The organism is Mycobacterium sp. 1274756.6 (genome assembly GCF_001668625.1).
Lineage (GTDB): Bacteria > Actinomycetota > Actinomycetes > Mycobacteriales > Mycobacteriaceae > Mycobacterium.
On the sequence record NZ_LZLJ01000051.1, the window covers coordinates 1 to 16,593 of the forward strand.

The 16,593-nt window shown below is 71.2% G+C and carries 24 protein-coding genes; 13 read left to right on the plus strand and 11 right to left on the minus strand.

Annotated features, from left to right (window positions below; genetic code table 11):
- Positions 1-639: hypothetical protein (locus A5643_RS18410; protein WP_066853436.1), on the plus strand; the 639-nt coding region annotated here is incomplete at its 5' end.
- Here A5643_RS18410 and A5643_RS07185 read toward each other — a convergent pair.
- Together A5643_RS07185 and dut are read right to left on the minus strand one after the other, a co-directional pair.
- On the minus strand, positions 636-1,313 hold the full coding sequence (locus A5643_RS07185; protein ID WP_082948790.1) for a DUF3710 domain-containing protein: 678 nt from the start codon (positions 1,311-1,313) through the stop codon (positions 636-638). The genes A5643_RS18410 and A5643_RS07185 overlap by 4 nt on opposite strands.
- Before the next feature lie 86 nt (positions 1,314-1,399).
- The gene (dut, locus tag A5643_RS07190) at positions 1,400-1,864 is read right to left on the minus strand and encodes a dUTP diphosphatase (RefSeq protein WP_066853440.1); all 465 of its coding nucleotides are present in this window, start codon (positions 1,862-1,864) and stop codon (positions 1,400-1,402) included.
- Between the two features lie 25 nt (positions 1,865-1,889).
- Between dut and A5643_RS07195 the strand changes: the two genes are divergently transcribed.
- Complete coding sequence (locus A5643_RS07195; protein WP_066853442.1) at positions 1,890-2,366, plus strand: DUF3093 domain-containing protein; 477 nt, start codon at positions 1,890-1,892, stop codon at positions 2,364-2,366.
- 18 nt (positions 2,367-2,384) lie between these two features.
- Here the strand turns inward: A5643_RS07195 and A5643_RS07200 are convergent, their stop codons facing one another.
- Entirely contained in the window at positions 2,385-2,687 is a 303-nt protein-coding gene (locus A5643_RS07200) for a DUF4193 domain-containing protein (RefSeq protein WP_066853444.1), read from the minus strand.
- A gap of 168 nt (positions 2,688-2,855) precedes the next feature.
- On the opposite strand from A5643_RS07200, the gene cei reads away from it, so the two are divergent.
- Positions 2,856-3,509 carry an envelope integrity protein Cei gene (gene cei / locus A5643_RS07205; RefSeq protein ID WP_066853446.1) on the plus strand — a complete coding sequence of 218 codons (654 nt, stop codon included), beginning with the start codon at positions 2,856-2,858 and terminating at the stop codon, positions 3,507-3,509.
- A gap of 10 nt (positions 3,510-3,519) precedes the next feature.
- Here cei and A5643_RS07210 read toward each other — a convergent pair whose 3' ends face one another.
- Positions 3,520-4,359 carry an inositol monophosphatase family protein gene (locus A5643_RS07210; RefSeq protein ID WP_066853448.1) on the minus strand — a complete coding sequence of 280 codons (840 nt, stop codon included), beginning with the start codon at positions 4,357-4,359 and terminating at the stop codon, positions 3,520-3,522.
- A gap of 85 nt (positions 4,360-4,444) precedes the next feature.
- Between A5643_RS07210 and ppgK the strand changes: the two genes are divergently transcribed.
- Together ppgK and A5643_RS07220 are read left to right on the plus strand one after the other, a co-directional pair.
- Positions 4,445-5,239, plus strand: a complete 795-nt coding sequence (ppgK, locus tag A5643_RS07215; protein WP_066853450.1) for a polyphosphate--glucose phosphotransferase — start codon at positions 4,445-4,447, stop codon at positions 5,237-5,239.
- 177 nt (positions 5,240-5,416) lie between these two features.
- Positions 5,417-6,862, plus strand: coding sequence for an RNA polymerase sigma factor (locus A5643_RS07220; RefSeq protein ID WP_066853475.1), 1,446 nt, complete (start codon positions 5,417-5,419; stop codon positions 6,860-6,862).
- 82 nt (positions 6,863-6,944) lie between these two features.
- Here A5643_RS07220 and A5643_RS07225 read toward each other — a convergent pair whose 3' ends face one another.
- Positions 6,945-7,301: a DUF952 domain-containing protein gene (locus A5643_RS07225; protein WP_066853452.1), complete on the minus strand. Its 357-nt coding sequence runs from the start codon at positions 7,299-7,301 to the stop codon at positions 6,945-6,947.
- Between the two features lie 122 nt (positions 7,302-7,423).
- Between A5643_RS07225 and A5643_RS07230 the strand changes: the two genes are divergently transcribed.
- Together A5643_RS07230 and A5643_RS07235 are read left to right on the plus strand one after the other, a co-directional pair.
- Positions 7,424-7,618, plus strand: coding sequence for a DUF7455 domain-containing protein (locus A5643_RS07230; RefSeq protein ID WP_066853454.1), 195 nt, complete (start codon positions 7,424-7,426; stop codon positions 7,616-7,618).
- Between the two features lie 75 nt (positions 7,619-7,693).
- Positions 7,694-8,719 (plus strand): YihY/virulence factor BrkB family protein, encoded by a 1,026-nt coding sequence (locus A5643_RS07235; RefSeq protein WP_066853457.1) that lies wholly within the window; start codon positions 7,694-7,696, stop codon positions 8,717-8,719.
- Here A5643_RS07235 and A5643_RS07240 read toward each other — a convergent pair.
- Positions 8,706-8,945, minus strand: a complete 240-nt coding sequence (locus A5643_RS07240) for a DUF3039 domain-containing protein (protein WP_066853476.1) — start codon at positions 8,943-8,945, stop codon at positions 8,706-8,708. The two genes, A5643_RS07235 and A5643_RS07240, sit on opposite strands and share 14 nt — an antisense overlap.
- A gap of 78 nt (positions 8,946-9,023) precedes the next feature.
- On the opposite strand from A5643_RS07240, the gene A5643_RS07245 reads away from it, so the two are divergent.
- The 3 genes from A5643_RS07245 to A5643_RS07255 all read left to right on the plus strand — a co-directional run bounded on the left by A5643_RS07245 (position 9,024) and on the right by A5643_RS07255 (position 11,394).
- A complete protein-coding gene (locus A5643_RS07245; RefSeq protein WP_082948792.1) occupies positions 9,024-9,458 on the plus strand; it encodes a DUF3099 domain-containing protein in 435 nt (144 codons plus the stop codon).
- 137 nt (positions 9,459-9,595) lie between these two features.
- Positions 9,596-10,567: a sigma-70 family RNA polymerase sigma factor gene (locus A5643_RS07250; RefSeq protein WP_066853459.1), complete on the plus strand. Its 972-nt coding sequence runs from the start codon at positions 9,596-9,598 to the stop codon at positions 10,565-10,567.
- Between the two features lie 137 nt (positions 10,568-10,704).
- Positions 10,705-11,394 (plus strand): iron-dependent transcriptional repressor DtxR, encoded by a 690-nt coding sequence (locus A5643_RS07255; RefSeq protein WP_066853461.1) that lies wholly within the window; start codon positions 10,705-10,707, stop codon positions 11,392-11,394.
- A 12-nt stretch (positions 11,395-11,406) separates the two neighbouring features.
- On the opposite strand, the gene A5643_RS07260 is transcribed toward A5643_RS07255, so the two are convergent.
- Together A5643_RS07260 and A5643_RS07265 are read right to left on the minus strand one after the other, a co-directional pair.
- Entirely contained in the window at positions 11,407-12,462 is a 1,056-nt protein-coding gene (locus A5643_RS07260; protein ID WP_066853463.1) for a DUF4192 domain-containing protein, read from the minus strand.
- Positions 12,463-12,580: 118 nt separating this feature from the next.
- Positions 12,581-13,012, minus strand: a complete 432-nt coding sequence (locus A5643_RS07265) for a transglycosylase family protein (protein WP_066853465.1) — start codon at positions 13,010-13,012, stop codon at positions 12,581-12,583.
- 114 nt (positions 13,013-13,126) lie between these two features.
- On the opposite strand from A5643_RS07265, the gene A5643_RS18075 reads away from it, so the two are divergent.
- From A5643_RS18075 to A5643_RS07275, 3 genes are all read left to right on the plus strand, one after another.
- A complete protein-coding gene (locus A5643_RS18075; protein WP_156628608.1) occupies positions 13,127-13,297 on the plus strand; it encodes a hypothetical protein in 171 nt (56 codons plus the stop codon).
- A 172-nt stretch (positions 13,298-13,469) separates the two neighbouring features.
- On the plus strand, positions 13,470-14,444 hold the full coding sequence (locus A5643_RS07270; RefSeq protein ID WP_066853467.1) for a proteasome assembly chaperone family protein: 975 nt from the start codon (positions 13,470-13,472) through the stop codon (positions 14,442-14,444).
- Positions 14,441-15,127, plus strand: a complete 687-nt coding sequence (locus A5643_RS07275; RefSeq protein WP_066853469.1) for a PhzF family phenazine biosynthesis protein — start codon at positions 14,441-14,443, stop codon at positions 15,125-15,127. The genes A5643_RS07270 and A5643_RS07275 overlap by 4 nt, the downstream gene beginning before the upstream one ends.
- A gap of 13 nt (positions 15,128-15,140) precedes the next feature.
- On the opposite strand, the gene A5643_RS07280 is transcribed toward A5643_RS07275, so the two are convergent.
- The 3 genes from A5643_RS07280 to A5643_RS07290 all read right to left on the minus strand — a co-directional run.
- A complete protein-coding gene (locus tag A5643_RS07280; protein ID WP_066853471.1) occupies positions 15,141-15,629 on the minus strand; it encodes a peroxynitrite isomerase in 489 nt (162 codons plus the stop codon).
- 28 nt (positions 15,630-15,657) lie between these two features.
- Entirely contained in the window at positions 15,658-16,122 is a 465-nt protein-coding gene (gene nrdR, locus A5643_RS07285) for a transcriptional regulator NrdR (protein WP_066853478.1), read from the minus strand.
- A gap of 107 nt (positions 16,123-16,229) precedes the next feature.
- The coding region (locus A5643_RS07290; RefSeq protein ID WP_231995485.1) for a LysM peptidoglycan-binding domain-containing protein at positions 16,230-16,593 on the minus strand (364 nt) is incomplete at its 5' end.

Below are 16,593 nucleotides of genomic sequence, written 5' to 3' on the forward strand. Positions count from 1 at the left end.
TACGTGCGCCGGGCGTTCACCGGCCCGCTTCAGCAGGTCGGGGCGGTGCTGGCGGCGCCGCCGCCGGCGTCGGCGGGCCTGATCGCCGGCTATGTGGCGGCGCTGGACGCGGCCGCCGCCCGCGGCCCGATCGCCGTCGGCGGGGTCTCCATCGGGGCGGCGGTGGGCACCGCGTGGGCGCTGCGTCACCCGGCGGCGACGGTGGCGGTGCTGGCCGCGCTGCCGGCCTGGACCGGCGCGCCGGGGCAGAGCCCGGCGGCCGACTCGGCCCGCCAGACCGCCGCGCAGCTGCGCGCCCAGGGGCTGGACCCGGTGATCGCGGCGATGGCCGCGTCGAGTCCGGCCTGGCTGGCCGCCGAGTTGGCCCGGTCGTGGCGCGGGCAGTGGCCGGCGCTGCCCGACGCGCTGGACGAGGCCGCCGGTTTCGTCGCCCCCGACGCCGACGCCCTGGCCGGGCTGCGCGCGCCGCTGGCGGTGGCGGCGGCGGTCGACGACCCGATCCATCCGCACGCGGTCGGTGCGCAGTGGGCGGCCGCCGCGCCGCGCGCCGCGCTGCGCTCGGTGACCCTCGATGAGATCGGCGCCGATCCCGCCGAGTTGGGCACGGCCTGCCTGGCCGCACTGGCCGCGGCCGGTTAGCCGCCGGTGATGGTGCGCAGTTGCTGCATGGCCGAGCCGTCGACGCTGCGGCGCGCCACCGATTCGGCCGGCGGCTGCTGCTGGGGGGCCTCGGCGGCCCGGGCGGCGGCGGCCTCGCGCAGCTGGGCGGCCATCGGCTCGGGCAACACGACCGGCAGCGGGGTGCGCACCGGCAGCGGGTTGTCGCCGCGGCGCACCACCGTGTCGGCCAGCGCGTCGCGGGCCTCGGTGGCCAGCGCCTCCATCGAGTCCGGCGCCCCGTTGGCCACGCAGCGGATCATCCAGCGGTAGCCGTCGACCCCGATGAACCGCACCGCCCCGGCGCCGGTGCCGTGCACCTCCCGGCCCCAGGGGCCGTCGGTGATGGCGACCTGCGCGCCGTCCTTGCGCAGGGAGTCGGCGAGTTCCCCGGCGACCTCACGCCACAGCCCGGCCGATTTCGGCGCCGCGTAGGCGGCGATGGTGAACCGGCCGTTGGGGGTGACCACCCACACCGCGTTGGGCACCCCGGCCTCGGTCAGCTCCACCTGCACCTGGCCGGTCTGCGGGATCGGGATGAGCACCGAGCCCAGGTTCAGCCGGGCGTGCTCGGCGGCGGACGGGTCGTCGAAATCCTCGATGTCGAACGGGCCGTCCAGCTCCTCGGCGGTGTCGTTGTCGTCGTTGCTATCCATGGCCCCCACGGGCGCCACTCCTTTTCCTCACGTCGCTGTGCTCATCGGCTTCGCCCACCATGGTCCCCCGTGGCGCCGCGCGGGCGCTAGAGGCTCGCATGCCCACCGGAGGATCCGTGGCCGCCCTCGCCGCGGGTGGTGCCGGTCAGCCCGGCCTCGTCGAACGAGTTCACCTCGACCAGCTCGGGCAGTTCCACCCGCTGGACCAGCAGCTGCGCGATCCGGTCGCCGCGGGCCACCGAGATCGGGGTGGCGGGGTCGAGGTTGACCAGGCAGACCTTGATCTCGCCGCGGTAGCCGGCGTCGATGGTTCCCGGGCTGTTGACGATCGAAAGGCCAACCCGCGCAGCCAATCCGGAGCGCGGATGCACCAGGCCCACCATCCCGTGCGGGATGGCGACCGCGATGCCGGTGGGCACCAGGGCCCGCTCGCCGGGGGCGAGTTCGACGTCGACCGCGCTGCACAGGTCGACCCCGGCGTCCCCGTCGTGGGCGCGGCTGGGCAGGGGCAGTTCCGGATCGAGGCGGAGAACCGCCAGGGTGGTCGACACGAGGCCACAGACTACCCTTGACCCGATGTCGGGAACACGTGTCGCCGCGCCGAACGTGCGGTATGCCGAGCGGTTGTGGGTGCCGTGGTGGTGGTGGCCGCTGGGTTTCGCGGTGGCGGCGATCTTCGGCTACGAGGTCACCTTGAGCCTGCGCGATCTGCCCGAGTGGGTGCCGTATGTGGTCTTGAGCGCGGTGTCGGTCGGGACGCTGCTGTGGCTGGGCCGGGTCGAGCTGCGGGTGGTCGACAGCGACGGGGAGGTCGAACTCTGGGTCGCCGACGCGCACCTGCCGGTCACGGTCATCGACCGGGCCGCGGTGATCCCGCGGTCGGCGAAATCCGCGGCGTTGGGCCGCCAGCTCGATCCGGCGGCGTTCGTGGTGCACCGCGCCTGGATCGGGACGATGTTGCTGGTGGTGCTCGACGACCCGGAGGATCCGACGCCGTATTGGCTGGTCAGCTGCCGCAACCCGGACCGGTTGCTCGCGGCGCTGCAGAGCTAGGAGCCCCTGGCCGGCGGGTCAGGCGGCGCAGTCGGTGCAGATCATCACGCCGTTCTTCTCGCTGGCCAGGCGGCTGCGGTGCTGCACCAGGAAGCAGCTCGAGCAGGTGAACTCGTCGGCTTGCTTGGGGATGACCCGCACCGACAGTTCCTCGCCGGACAGGTCCGCGCCGGGCAGTTCGAAGGATTCGGCGGTCTCGGATTCGTCGACGTCGACCACGGCTGACTGCGCCTCGTTGCGCCGCGCCTTGAGCTCCTCGATGGAGTCTTCAGAGACGTCGTCGGCTTCGGTGCGCCGTGGAGCGTCATAGTCGGTGGCCATCGTCCTGTCCCCTCTGTACAAAGCTCTGCAAGCACAGGTTTGTACCAGCGTTAACTGCATCCGCCAAATGATTCGTGCCCAATACCGCCGCCCCTTAAGTGTGATTTGCGTCACACCACGGCCCGGGTTGTCGTGAGCTCACCGCAGCCCTACCTCTAGAGTGCTTGCGTGGTCGCACACATCACCCAGGCGGGCACCGTCTTCGACAAGCACGGCCGCCCGTTCCGGCGGCGCAACCCTACACCCGCGCTCATCGCGCTGGCCGTCGCGGTTCTGGTGACGACCGTGGTCTGGTCGATCGCGCTCACCCGGCCCGACGAGGCCGACCAGATCGCCGTGTGCAACCCGCCACCGGCCGTCGGCGCCGCCGAGACGCCCACCCTCGGCGAGCAGGTGTCGACCTCGACGATGGTGGAGATCGCGCCGGCGCCGCTGTCGGCGACCGACATCCGGGTCCTCAACGCCAGCGGCCGCGGCGGGCAGGCCAGCGAGGTCGCCGCCGCGCTGCGCGACCTCGGGTTCACCCAGCCGACCGCGGCCAACGACCCGATCTACGCCGAGGAACGCCTCGACTGCCAGGGCCAGATCCGGTTCGGCAAGACCGGCGAGGCCGCCGCCGCCGCGCTGTGGCTGGTGGCCCCGTGCACCGAGCTTTTCCGCGACGACCGCGCCGACGACTCCGTCGACCTGGCGCTGGGCACCGACTTCACCGGGTTGGCCCACAGCGACGACATCGAGGCCGTCCTCGACGGCCTGCGCCCGGACGCCGTGGAGGCGCCGGGACCCGACCTGGTGGCCCACGCCCACTCCGGCGTCTGCTGACCGCCGGGATCTACTCCCCGATCGGCGCCAGCCCGCCGAAACCGGCCAGCGTCGCCTCGATTTCCGCGGCGATACCCGGCGCGGCGGCCAGCACCGGCCCCGCCGACGGCGGGGACGCCAGCCGCACCGTCGCGCCGGCCTCGGCGGCGATCAGCGTCCCAGCCGCCCAGTCCCACACGTTCAGCCCGTGCTCGTAGAACGCGTCCAGCCGCCCGGCCGCCACCAGGCACAGGTCCAGGGCCGCCGATCCGATCCGGCGCACGTCGCGCACCTTGGGCAGCAGCTCGGCAAGCAGCGCCGCCTGCGCGGCGCGGCGGGTCGCCGAGTAGCCGAACCCGGTGCCCACCAGCGCCAGCGACAGCTCCCCGACCGCCGTGCAGCGCAGCGGGCGGGTGCCGTGCGCGTCGGTCAGCCGGGCGCCCTGGCCGGCCGCGGCGGAGTACACCGCGGCCCCGGCCACGTCGGCGACCGCTCCGGCCACCGAGACCCCGTCGATCTGCGCCGCGATCGACACCGCGTACGCCGGGATGCCGTAGACGAAGTTGACGGTGCCGTCGATCGGGTCGACGACCCAGGTGACCGCTCCGGGGGCGGCGGTGTCGCCGCCGCCCTCCTCCCCGAGCACCGCCTCCCCCGGGCGCAGCCGGGCCAGCCGGTCCCGCAGGAACCGCTCGGTCTCGGTGTCCACCACGGTGACCGGGTCGGTCGGGGTGCTCTTGGTGCGCACCGCCGGTTCGGCCGCGGCGGCGAACACTTCGGCGCGCCGGTCGCGGACGAACGCGGCGGCGTCACCGGCCAGCGCCTCGGCCACCCGGCGCAGCTCGCCATTCCGGTTCTCGACGTTGTTCACCCTGCCATCGCAGCACAATCACCGCGGTCGCGTCGCGGCGCCGTTTAGGGTGGCATCCAGACGTCGACTGCCCCGAGGAGTTCCGATGACCACCGTCCCGCCGCCCGAGACCGCCGCGCAGCACCGCGGGTTCGGTGTCGACGTCGGCGGCAGCGGCATCAAGGGCGGCATCGTCGACCTGGCCACCGGCCAGCTCGTCGGCGACCGGGTCAAGCTGCCGACCCCGCAGCCGGCCACGCCGGGGGCGGTGGCCAAGACCGTCGCCGCCGTGGTCAACGAATTCGGCTGGACGGGCCCGCTGGGCGTCACCTACCCGGGCGTGATCCAGGACGGCGTGGTCAAGACCGCGGCGAACGTCGACCCGGCATGGGTGGGGTCCAACGTCCGCGACGTGATCAGCGCCGAACTCGCCGGGCAGGACGTCACCGTCCTCAACGACGCCGACGCCGCCGGGGTGGCCGAGGCGCGCTACGGCGCCGGCCGCGACCACACCGGGGTGATCGTGCTGCTGACCTTCGGCACCGGGATCGGTTCGGCGGTCATCCACAACGGGGTGCTGCTGCCCAACACCGAGTTCGGCCACATCGACGTCGGCGGCAAGGAGGCCGAGCACCGGGCGGCGGCGTCGGTGAAGGAGAAGCACGACTGGAGCTACCGGAAGTGGACCCGACAGGTGACCAAGGTGCTGGTGGCGATCGAGAACGCGATCTGGCCGGACCTGTTCATCGCCGGGGGCGGGATCAGCCGCAAGGCCGACAAGTGGCTGCCGCTGCTGGAGAACCGGACGCCGGTGGTGGCCGCCGCGCTGCAGAACACCGCCGGGATCGTCGGTGCGGCGATGGCCGCCGAGCCCGGTTTCGGCGTGACCGAACCGCGCTGATTTCCGCAGCGGGCACCGGCGGATTCCCGCCCTGTCGTTACAATGGTCAGCGGCGGTCGCGCAACCGACAGCGGGGAATATTCCATACCGATAGCGCCGCCGACATTCGATACAGCCGAACCGTCCGGTCAGCGCATGCCCACGCGGCCGGAAGCCAGCCCGACTGAAGGGGTGTACGTGGCAGCGACCAAGCCCAGCCCGGTATCCGAGAAGCCGGTGAAGCGCACCGCTACCAAGACCGCCACGAAAGCCGATAAGGCCCCGAATTCCGCGGAGGCGGAGTCGGCCGCCGAGGCCAAGGCCCCCGCCAAGAAGACCGCGGCGCCGCGCAAGCGTGCCACCGCGACCGCCGCCAAGAAGGCCCCCGCGAAGAAGGCCGCCGCCAAGAAGGCACCGGCGAAGAAGGCCGCCAAGAAGGCCGCACCGGCGAAGAAGGCCGCCAAGCCGCGTACCAAGAAGGCCGCCGCCGAGGCCGAGGACACCACCGGCGCCGCCGAGGCCGACGCCGACCTGGACGCCGAGCCCGGCGACGGCGACATCGACGCGACCGAGGTGAACCTCGCCGACCTGGCCGAGGAGTCCGACGACGCCGAGGAGGAGATCGCCGAGCCGACCGAGAAGGACAAGGCCTCCGGCGACTTCGTCTGGGACGAGGAGGAGTCCGAGGCGCTGCGGCAGGCCCGCAAGGACGCCGAGCTCACCGCGTCGGCGGACTCGGTGCGCGCCTACCTCAAGCAGATCGGCAAGGTGGCGCTGCTCAACGCCGAAGAAGAAGTCGAGTTGGCCAAGCGCATCGAGGCCGGCCTGTACGCCACGCAGAAGATGGCCGAGCACGCCGCCAGCGGCGAGAAGCTCGCGGTGGCCTACCGCCGCGACATGGCCTGGATCTGCCGGGACGGGGAGCGCGCCAAAAACCACCTGCTGGAGGCCAACCTGCGCCTGGTGGTCTCGCTGGCCAAGCGCTACACCGGGCGCGGGATGGCGTTTCTCGATCTCATCCAGGAGGGCAACCTGGGTCTGATCCGCGCGGTGGAGAAGTTCGACTACACCAAGGGCTACAAGTTCTCCACCTATGCCACCTGGTGGATCCGCCAGGCCATCACCCGGGCGATGGCCGATCAGGCCCGCACGATCCGGATCCCGGTGCACATGGTCGAGGTGATCAACAAGCTCGGCCGCATCCAACGCGAGTTGCTCCAGGACCTGGGCCGCGAGCCCACCCCGGAGGAGCTGGCCAAGGAGATGGACATCACCCCGGAGAAGGTGCTGGAGATCCAGCAGTACGCCCGGGAGCCGATCTCGCTGGACCAGACCATCGGCGACGAAGGCGACTCGCAGCTCGGTGACTTCATCGAGGACAGCGAAGCGGTGGTGGCCGTCGACGCGGTGTCGTTCACCCTGCTGCAGGACCAGCTGCAGTCGGTGCTCGAGACCCTTTCGGAGCGCGAAGCCGGCGTGGTGCGGCTGCGGTTCGGGCTGACCGACGGCCAGCCCCGCACCCTCGACGAGATCGGCCAGGTCTACGGGGTGACCCGGGAGCGCATCCGCCAGATCGAGTCCAAGACCATGAGCAAGCTGCGCCACCCCAGCCGCTCGCAGGTGCTGCGCGACTACCTCGACTAGCTCCGCCCGGCTTTTCCGGGCCGTCGGCGCCGCGTTCTCTACCGGCGAACGCCACCGCGCGAACCGGCCGGCCCGCGAACCGTCAGGGTGCGGTCAGCGGCGCGAACAGGCCGTCGGGCCCGGGCCGGTAGGCCTGCACCGCGCTCACCGCGGCGGTGGGCAGCGGCCCGTACAGGTGCGGGAAGAGCATCGCCGCCGGATCGGTGGGCACGCCGGGCTCCCAGCGCACCGGGTCGGCCAGATCCTCCGGGTTGACCTGCAGTAACAACAGGTCGGTGCGCCCCCGGTAGAGCCGGTTTGCCGGCAGGTGCACCTGCGCGGGCGTGGACAGGTGGACGAACCCGACCTCGTCGAGGGACGCCGGGTGCAGCGTGCCGCGGCGCTGCGCCGCGGCCCACTCGGCGGCACCGCACAGGTGCACCAGGACCTCGGAGCTCATCGGCTCAGCCTGCCCCACCGCGGCCGATGCGGTGAGGCGCGACACACCCGGTGCGAGCCAGGAACAACGCGCCCGCCTCGATCGTCTGACACAGTGGAAGCATGCAAGGAACGGAGGGAGCTATGAACGCGACTCTGACCAGCCCACCACTGACCCGGGCTGATCGTTGCGACCGGTGCGGTGCCGCCGCCCGGGTGCGCGCCAAGCTGCCGTCGGGTGCAGAGTTGCTGTTCTGCCAGCACCACGCCAACGCACACGAGGCCAAGCTGATCGCCATGGCCGCCGTGCTTGAGACGAGCCCCCCGCTCGAGGACTAGGGTCACCGCGCAGAACGCGACTCGCCCGAGGGCAATCTCGGCACCACGGTGGGCGTCAGGGATGCTGGGTGGGTCATGACCGAGCAGACCCCCCGGCCGTCCCGCCATCACATCTGGCGGATTTGCCGTCGCGCCCTGGCCAAAAGCTGGGACGATTCGATCTTCTCCGAATCGGCTCAGGCCGGGTTCTGGTCGGTGCTCTCACTGCCGCCGCTGCTGCTGGGGATGCTGGGCAGCCTGTCCTACATCGCGCCGCTGTTCGGCCCGGACACCCTGCCCACCATTCAGGCCCGGCTGATCGGAGCCGCCGGGCAGTTCTTCTCCCAGAACGTGGTCAACGAGATCATCGAACCCACGGTGCGCGACATCGTGCAGGGCGCGCGCGGCGAGGTGGTCTCGCTCGGGTTCATCATCTCGCTGTGGGCCGGCTCGTCGGCCATCTCGGCGTTCGTCGACTCGGTGGTCGAGGCCCACGACCAGACGCCGCTGCGCCATCCGGTGCGTCAGCGGTTCTTCGCGCTGTTCCTCTACGTGGTGATGCAGGTGGCGATCATCGCCGCCGCGCCCTTTCTGGCGCTGGGCCCGCGCAAGATCGCCGAACACCTGCCGGCGAGCTGGTCGTATTTCCTGCACCTGGGCTACTACCCGGCGCTGGCGCTCACCCTGATCCTCGGGGTGACCGCGCTGTACCGGGTGTCGCTGCCCAAGCCGCTGCCGACCCACCGGCTGATCGTCGGCGCGCTGCTGGCCAGCAGCGTGTTCGTGCTGGCGACGATGGGGCTGCGGGTCTACCTGCGCTACATCACCCGCACCGGCTACACCTACGGGGCGCTGGCGACACCGATCGCTTTCCTGCTGTTCGCCTTCTTCCTGGGATTCGCGATCATGCTCGGCGCCGAACTCAACGCCGCCATCGAGGAGGAATGGCCGGCGTCATCGACCCACACGCTGCGGGTGCGACGCTGGCTGCGGGTGCGGCGCCGGTGGCTGCGGCTCCGGCTGCGCGCCCGGCGCGACCCGCCGCCGCTGGCGCCCGCGGAGCCGGCGGCCGCCACCTGCACCGAGCAGCCGTCCGCGGCCCGGCAGGTCAGCCCTTCTTGAGCTTCTGGTAGATCCGCTTGCACTCCGGGCAGACCGGGGAGCCGGGCTTGGCCGAGCGGGTTACCGGAAACACCTCACCGCACAGCGCCACCACGTGGGTGCCCATGACGGCGCTCTCGGCGATCTTGTCCTTTTTGACGTAGTGGAAGTACTTCGGTGTATCGCTGTCGGTGCCGTCATCGACGCGTTCGTCGGTGTCGGTGCGGTCGAGCGTCTGAGTCTCCATGTCCGACATTCTGCCCCGCGCCGATCGGCGGCGAAACCGGCTGTGCCGGCGGGGCCGCGATGTGGAACAGTGGAAGGCATGAGACACGGCTCCGAGCTGGGTTTCGATGACGACGGTCGGCCAGTCCTGATCACCGCCGCCGCGCCCTCCTACGAAGAACAGCACCGCGCCCGCGTGCGCAAGTACCTGATCATGATGTCGTGCCGGATTCCGGCGTTCGTGCTGGCCGCGGTCGCCTACGGCGTCTGGCACAACGGGTTGGTCTCACTGCTGATCCTGGCGGTGTCGATCCCGCTGCCGTGGATGGCGGTGCTGATCGCCAACGACCGGCCGCCGCGCCGCCCCGGCGAGCCCCGCCGTTACGACACCCGGCGCGAGGCCGCCGGCCTGTCGTCGACCACCCGCCCGGCGCTGGACCGCGCCGAGACGACCGACGGCGAGCCCGACGACACCGCCGACCGGTCCGGCCGCGGACCCGCCGACGCCGCGGGTCCGGAGCACACGACGTCCTGACGCCCGTGGCTGCCCGCTTCGGCGAGCGCGATCCACGCGGACGCACGTGGGGGGTGTGACAACCGCACGCCCGGGGAACTCCTGTCACAGGGTGCGCGTTGTACCCGATGAGTGTATCGCCGATCAGGAGGCTCACCATGGCAAAAGCCACTACACGCGCCACCGTCGGGCGGACTGAGGCCGAACTGGACGGGCAGGGCCCCGCAGCGGATCTGGTGCGGGTGTACCTGAACGGGATCGGCAAGACAGCTCTGCTGACCGCCGCCGACGAAGTCGAACTCGCCAAGCGCATCGAAGCCGGGCTCTACGCCAAGCATCTGCTGGAAACCCGGCCGCGGTTCGGTGAGAAGCGCCGCAACACCCTTGCGGTGGTCGTCCGGGACGGGGAGGCGGCGCGCAGGCACCTGCTGGAGGCCAACCTGCGGTTGGTGGTGTCGCTGGCCAAGCGCTACACCGGGCGGGGCATGCCGCTGCTGGACCTGATCCAGGAGGGCAACCTGGGTTTGATCCGCGCGATGGAGAAGTTCGACTACGCAAAGGGTTTCAAGTTCTCCACGTACGCCACCTGGTGGATCCGGCAGGCCATCACCCGCGGGATGGCCGATCAGAGCCGCACGATCCGTCTGCCGGTGCACCTGGTGGAGCAGGTCAACAAGCTGGCCCGCATCAAGCGCGAGATGCATCAGCGGTTGGGCCGGGAGGCCAGCGACGAGGAGTTGGCCGAGGAGTCGGGTATCCCGGTGGAGAAGATCCACGACCTGCTCGACCACAGCCGCGATCCGGTGAGCCTGGACATGCCCGTCGGCTCCGACGAGGAGGCTCCGCTGGGCGACTTCATCGAGGACGCCGAGGCGATGTCCGCGGAGAACGCGGTGATCGCCGAGATGCTGCACACCGACGTGCGCAGCGTGCTGGCCACCCTCGATGAGCGCGAGCAGCAGGTGATCCGGCTGCGGTTCGGGCTCGATGACGGCCAGCCGCGCACCCTCGACCAGATCGGCAAGCTGTTCGGTCTGTCCCGGGAGCGGGTCCGCCAGATCGAGCGCGAGGTCATGGCCAAGCTGCGCTACGGCGACCGCGCCGACCGGTTGCGCTCCTACGCCAGCTGATCCAGCACCACGGATATGCCCGCCGGCTCGACGGCGGGCATATCTGCGCGTGCGGCGGCGTTACGGGGCACAAGGCGTGCATAACCGCCGATGTCGGTGGTCGCCCAGTAGACTCGGGGTGCGACGAAGGATGTGGAATGAACGATCTGGTTGACACCACGGAGATGTACCTGCGGACGATCTACGACCTTGAGGAAGAGGGCGTGACACCGCTGCGAGCTCGGATCGCCGAGCGCTTGGAGCAGAGCGGGCCGACCGTCAGCCAGACCGTGTCGCGGATGGAGCGCGACGGGCTGGTGCGGGTGGCCGGCAACCGGCACCTCGAGCTCACCGAGACCGGCCGCGCGTTGGCGGTGGCGGTCATGCGCAAGCACCGGCTCGCCGAGCGCCTGCTGGTCGACATCATCGGACTGCCCTGGGAAGAGGTGCACGCCGAGGCGTGCCGCTGGGAGCACGTGATGAGCGAGGATGTGGAGCGCCGCCTGGTCAAGGTGCTCAAGAACCCGACCACCTCCCCGTTCGGCAACCCGATTCCCGGCCTCGACGAACTCGGGGTGGACACCGACACCGAGTCGTGGGCGGACCTGCTGCGGCTGACCGAACTGCCGGCGCGATCGCCGGTGGCGGTGGTGGTCCGCCAGCTGACCGAGCACGTCCAGGGCGACGTCGACCTGATCTCGCGGCTCAAAGAGGTCGGCGTGGTGCCCAACGCCCGGGTGACCGTGGAGAACAACCCCGATCAGGGCGTCACGATCGTCATGCCCGGCCACGAGAACGTGACCCTGCCGCCGGCCATGGCGCACGCGGTGCTGGTGGAGAAGATCTAGCACCGGGTCTGCTCATCCGGCGCGGCGGGCGGGTCGCTGCGGCGGCAACCGGACCCCCAGTTGCCCGGCGATCCGCAGCCCGGTGAGCGCCAGGTCGCGGATCTGTTCGGGGCGCATCCCGCCCTGTAGCGCGGAATCGAGCAGCCCCGCCATCCGGTGGTCGGGCCGCGCGTCCAGCGCGGCCGCCAGCGCCACTCCGGCCAGCGAGCCGTCGCCACGCACGTAGGCGCTGAACGCCAGCAGCACCAGCGCTTCGGCGCGTGCGGGGTCGGGCAGGGTTTGGGCCAGCGACATCCACAGGGCCTCCGCCTCGCCGGCCCGCTTCCCCACCGCGAGGCCGAACAGGCTGTCGCGCACCCGGATATCGTCGAGCGCGTCGGCCAGCGCCACCAGTTCGGCGTCATCGAAGACCGCACCGGCCGACCGTCGCTCCACCGCGGCCAGCACCGACTCCAGCTCGCGGCGGCTGCCGGTGTCGGGGTCTGTGGTGTGGGCCGCCTTCCGCGCCGATCGTTTCCTCCGCAGCGCCGCCGCCAGCCGCCGGGCGCGCTGCGGGTCTCGCGGTGCCACCACCGCCACCAGTTCGTCGCGGCTGGCGTAGAGCCGGCGGCCGTCCAGCACCGCGGCCAAAGCCAACGGCGAGCTGGCCGGGTCGTCGACGGACCCGGCGGAGCCGCAGCCGTCGGCGCAGTGCCAGCGCCCGCCCGCGGCGATCGTGTCGACCACGTGGGCGGCCCACACCGTGATGTCGCGGCGGGCCAGCAGCCGCACCAGGGTGTCGGCGATCCGCCGGTATTCCAGGTTGCACACCGGGCACTGGGCGCCGTCGGCGTCGACGAAGACGGCGATCACCGCCTCGGGTGCGGCGGCGGCCACCGCGGCGGTGAGCTGTGCGAGCTGGTCGGGCAGCGCGTCGGCCAGGTCGGTGCGGGTCACCAGTCCCAGCGCGCCGTCCTCGACAGCGGCCAGCACCAGCGAGTGTTCCGGCACGAACCCCAGGACGGCCGGGAGCGCCGCGATCAGCGCGCCGGGACGGTCGGGGTGGAAGTCGTATCGCTGTTTGGTCATACCCGCACGCTGGCAACCACGTCCGTCAACGCGGCGCCGGCGGCGGGTCAGCCGCACCGGATCCGGCCCGGGTTGGGGACGGCGGCGCGACTGGGGATGACGACTTCGGCCGGGGCCGTCAGTGCGGCACCCAGGACCACACGGTCCGGGCGATCGTGCGCAGCGGTTTGGGCCAGTGCACACCGGGTCGCTGCATGCCCGGGCCGCATTTGGGCCACGCCTCGGGGCCCTGCACCGCCAATACCCGGTTGGCGACGGCAATTTGCTGGTCCCGGGTGGCGTCGGCCGGTGAACCGACCCCGCCGAATTCCCGCCAGGTCGATTCCTTGAATTGCAAGCCGCCGTAGAAACCATTTCCGGTGTTGGCCGACCAATTGCCGTTCGATTCACATTGCGCGACCGCGTCCCAATTGACGCCGTCGGCCTGGGCGATCCCGGCGCCCGGACTCAGCAGCAGTCCCACGCCGGCGATCAGGGCGCCCGATGCCAGTAACGGCCTGTTCCGGGGGGCTGACGAGGCGACTCGCCGGCCCGCCACATTGCGGTCCATACCCCAACCTCCGTGATAGAAGTAGCACGTGTGGTCAGAGAACCTAACGTGATTAATGGGACAAATCCATAGGTTCCGTTATTACTGAGTCGTAAGTGGCAACTCTTTTTATTGATGCAAAATTCGGTCAACGTTGTTAAAGAGTCAAAAGATGTTGCTGTGGCCTGTGATGTAGCTGTTATCAATGTTGTTTCTGTTGTCTGTGTTTCCCATGTGGTGATGTGGGCGGCGGTGGCCGCCGGCCCGGATTCACCGGCGAGCGAAACGGCTACCCGACCGGAATGAGCCCGACGACGGCGGCGTTTGAACCGACGGTGTCCACACCGGCAGGCCGCCCCGCGAGATGCTCGACGCGCAGGCGACACTGGTGGGACACCGCGCACGCGACCGCCGGAGCGCCCCACCCACCGGCGATGACAGACTTGAGTACGACCTGCACCGAAGGAGGCTGAGCCCGATGACGCAGGACGCGCACGCCGACCCCGGCCCCGACGAACGGCCCGACCAGAGCGGCATGTACGAGCTGGAGTTCCCGGCGCCGCAGCTGTCGGCCGCCGACGGCCGCGGACCGGTCTTGATCCACGCCCTGGAAGGCTTCTCCGACGCGGGCCACGCCATCCGGCTGGCCGGCACCCACCTCAAGGAGACGCTGGAGAGCGAACTGGTGGCGTCGTTCGCCATCGACGAATTGCTGGATTACCGCTCCCGGCGCCCGCTGATGACGTTCAAAACCGACCGCTTCACCCATTACGAGGAGCCCCAGCTGAATCTGCACGCCCTGCGCGACAGCTCCGGCACCCCGTTTCTGCTGTTGGCCGGCATGGAGCCCGACCTCAAGTGGGAACGGTTCATCACCGCCGTGCGGCTGCTCGCCGAGCAGCTCGGCGTGCGCCAGACGATCGGGCTGGGCACGATCCCCATGGCGGTGCCGCACACCCGCCCGGTGACGCTGACCGCCCACTCCAACAACCGGGAGCTGATCGCCGACCACCAGCCGTGGGTGGCCGAGGTGCAGGTCCCGGCCAGCGCCTCCAACCTGCTGGAGTACCGGTTGGCCCAACACGGCCACGAGGTGGTCGGGTTCACCGTGCACGTCCCGCACTACCTGTCCCAGACCGACTACCCCGCGGCCGCGCAGGCCCTGCTCGAGCAGGTCGCCAAAACCGGCGCGCTGCAGCTGCCGGTCGGCGAGCTGGCCGAGGCCGCCGAGGCGATCCGGGTCCGCATCGACGACCAGGTGGCCGAGAGCGAAGAGGTCAGCCAGGTCGTGCGCGCGCTGGAACAGCAGTACGACGCGTTCATGAGCGCCCAGCAGAACCGGTCGCTGCTGGCCCACGACGAGGATCTGCCCAGCGGCGACGAACTCGGCGCGGCGTTCGAGCGGTTCCTGGCCCAGGAGGCCAAGAAGGATCGCGGCGACGGCGGCTCGTGAGTCTCCGGGTGGCGGTGCTGCGGGTCTTCACCGACGCAGCCGGTGAGTACGGCAACCCGCTCGGGGTCGTCGACGCCGAGGCGGTACACCCGCAGGACCGTCCCCGCCTGGCCGCCCTATTGGGTTACAGCGAAACGGTGTTCGTCATCGCGCCGCAGCCGGGGGCGAGGACCGCACAGGCTCGCATCTACACCCCCGGCGGCGAGATCGACTTCGCCGGGCACCCCTGCGTGGGCCTCGCCTGGTGGCTGCGACAACGCGGCACCCCGGTCGAGGCCCTGGCGGTGCCGGCCGGGCTGGTGCGCGTCGAGCAGGCCGGTGAACACACCGCGATCACTGCGCGCGCGGACTGGGCGCCGCCGTTCGAGTTGACCGAGCTGGAGTCGGTGGCCGCGCTGACCGCGGCCCTACCCGCGCAGTATCCCGCCACTGTCGCGCATTACCTGTGGGCGTGGGACCGACCGGCCGAGGGCCGGGTACGGGCCCGCATGTTCGCGCCCAACCTCGGCGTCGCCGAAGACGAGGCGACCGGGTCGGCCGCCTTGCGTCTCACCGACCGGCTCGGCCGCGATCTCGCCGTTGTCCAGGGCCGCGGGTCGGTGATCGAGACCCGCTGGAGCGCCGACGGCTGGCTGAGCGTCACCGGCCGGGTGGTCGACGAGGGGACGATGACCGTCGTGTGAGGCGCGGTGCCGGTCAGCCGGGCTGGCGCAGCAGGGTGGCGCTGAGGTGGTCCTGGGCGTGCTGGCCGACCGCCCCCATCCGCAATGTGTAGCTGAGCTCGTCGCCGTCGACGCGCACCGAGCGCTCCAGCGCCGTGACCTCTTTGGCGGTGGGGCTCAACCCGATCGCGGTGGCGGCCATCTCGGCGGTGATCACCGCGTCCACCACCGAGTAGGTGCCGGCCTGGATCTCGGTGATGCCGGTCGGGTGGGCCAGCACCCATTCGAGCCGGCCCGGCTCGGGCACCTGCAGGTAGCCGGCCTCGGCGTGCAACGGGCGGCCGTCGGCCATCGCCCGGGTCTTCTGCCGGTAGCTCAGAAACGGTTTGCCGACATGGGTGAACGAGATCTCTTCGAGGTATTCGAAGGTCTCGATGGTGGGATACATGCCGACGCCGCGCCCCGACCAGGTTCCCAACAACGGTGCCAGGTCAACGAGATTGGGGTGCAGTTCCGGCGCCATAGCACGAGCCTAGGGCAGCGCGCGGCGCTCAGCCCGCATTCGAGACGTTGCGGTGTGCCCGCAACGTGGCGATCTCCTTCTCGAAATCATCGGCGGAGGAGAACGACCGGTACACCGAGGCGAACCGCAGGTAGGCGACCTCGTCGAGGTCGCGCAGCGGGCCCAGGATCGCCAGGCCGACCTCGTTGCTGGGCACCTCGGCCGATCCGCCGGCCCGGATCGCGTCTTCGACCTTCTGGGCCAACAGGTTCAGGGCGTCGTCGTCGACCTGGCGGCCCTGGCAGGCCCGCCGCACCCCGCTGACCACCTTCTCGCGGCTGAACGGCTCGGTCACCCCGCTGCGTTTGACCACCGCGAGCACCGCGGTCTCCACGGTGGTGAACCGGCGACCGCATTCCGGGCAGGCGCGGCGACGCCGGATGGCCTGGCCCTCGTCGGTCTCGCGGGAGTCGACCACACGCGAATCGGGGTGCCGGCAAAACGGACAGTGCATAGCCGCTCCTTCGCCACGCCGCTGGGCGGGGTGCTTGAACGACTCCGAGCGTACCCGCGGCCCGTCGACCGCCACCAACACCGTTGCGGTGCGGCGGTGTCCGCCGCTCATCGCACCGGCGCGATCAGGGTCTGGCCCGCCTCCAGCACCGCCGAGTCCAGCCCGTTGAGCTCACGGATGGTGGCAGCGACCCGGCTGGTGGGGGCGCCGGGGGCCACCCGGGCGGCCAGGTGCTCGAGAGTCTCCCCGGTCTGCACCCGCACCACGGCCAGTTCGGCCGGGACCGTCTCGGCCTGGGCGGCCACCGCGGCGCCGAACTGGGCGACGATGCCCAGCCATACCGTGATCAGCGCCGCCAGCAGGGCCAGCACCACCGTGGTGGCCGGGGTGACCGGCCGGCGCCGGTGTGGGCGGCCGGCCACCCGCACCGCAACGGTGTTGGTGGCGGTCGACGGGCCGTGGGCCCGGCGC

Bases quoted from the DNA above. Each gene is read 5' to 3' on its own strand.
- A5643_RS07185 (WP_082948790.1), bottom strand. From the start codon at position 1,313: ATGGATAGCAACGACGACAACGACACCGCCGAGGAGCTGGACGGCCCG.
- A5643_RS07195 (WP_066853442.1), top strand. From the start codon at position 1,890: ATGTCGGGAACACGTGTCGCCGCGCCGAACGTGCGGTATGCCGAGCGG.
- A5643_RS07200 (WP_066853444.1), bottom strand. From the start codon at position 2,687: ATGGCCACCGACTATGACGCTCCACGGCGCACCGAAGCCGACGACGTC.
- ppgK (WP_066853450.1), top strand. From the start codon at position 4,445: ATGACCACCGTCCCGCCGCCCGAGACCGCCGCGCAGCACCGCGGGTTC.
- A5643_RS07225 (WP_066853452.1), bottom strand. From the start codon at position 7,301: ATGAGCTCCGAGGTCCTGGTGCACCTGTGCGGTGCCGCCGAGTGGGCC.
- A5643_RS07230 (WP_066853454.1), top strand. From the start codon at position 7,424: ATGAACGCGACTCTGACCAGCCCACCACTGACCCGGGCTGATCGTTGC.
- A5643_RS07235 (WP_066853457.1), top strand. From the start codon at position 7,694: ATGACCGAGCAGACCCCCCGGCCGTCCCGCCATCACATCTGGCGGATT.
- A5643_RS07240 (WP_066853476.1), bottom strand. From the start codon at position 8,945: ATGGAGACTCAGACGCTCGACCGCACCGACACCGACGAACGCGTCGAT.
- A5643_RS07245 (WP_082948792.1), top strand. From the start codon at position 9,024: ATGAGACACGGCTCCGAGCTGGGTTTCGATGACGACGGTCGGCCAGTC.
- A5643_RS07250 (WP_066853459.1), top strand. From the start codon at position 9,596: ATGGCAAAAGCCACTACACGCGCCACCGTCGGGCGGACTGAGGCCGAA.
- A5643_RS07255 (WP_066853461.1), top strand. From the start codon at position 10,705: ATGAACGATCTGGTTGACACCACGGAGATGTACCTGCGGACGATCTAC.
- A5643_RS07260 (WP_066853463.1), bottom strand. From the start codon at position 12,462: ATGACCAAACAGCGATACGACTTCCACCCCGACCGTCCCGGCGCGCTG.
- A5643_RS07265 (WP_066853465.1), bottom strand. From the start codon at position 13,012: ATGGACCGCAATGTGGCGGGCCGGCGAGTCGCCTCGTCAGCCCCCCGG.
- A5643_RS18075 (WP_156628608.1), top strand. From the start codon at position 13,127: ATGCAAAATTCGGTCAACGTTGTTAAAGAGTCAAAAGATGTTGCTGTG.
- A5643_RS07270 (WP_066853467.1), top strand. From the start codon at position 13,470: ATGACGCAGGACGCGCACGCCGACCCCGGCCCCGACGAACGGCCCGAC.
- A5643_RS07280 (WP_066853471.1), bottom strand. From the start codon at position 15,629: ATGGCGCCGGAACTGCACCCCAATCTCGTTGACCTGGCACCGTTGTTG.
- nrdR (WP_066853478.1), bottom strand. From the start codon at position 16,122: ATGCACTGTCCGTTTTGCCGGCACCCCGATTCGCGTGTGGTCGACTCC.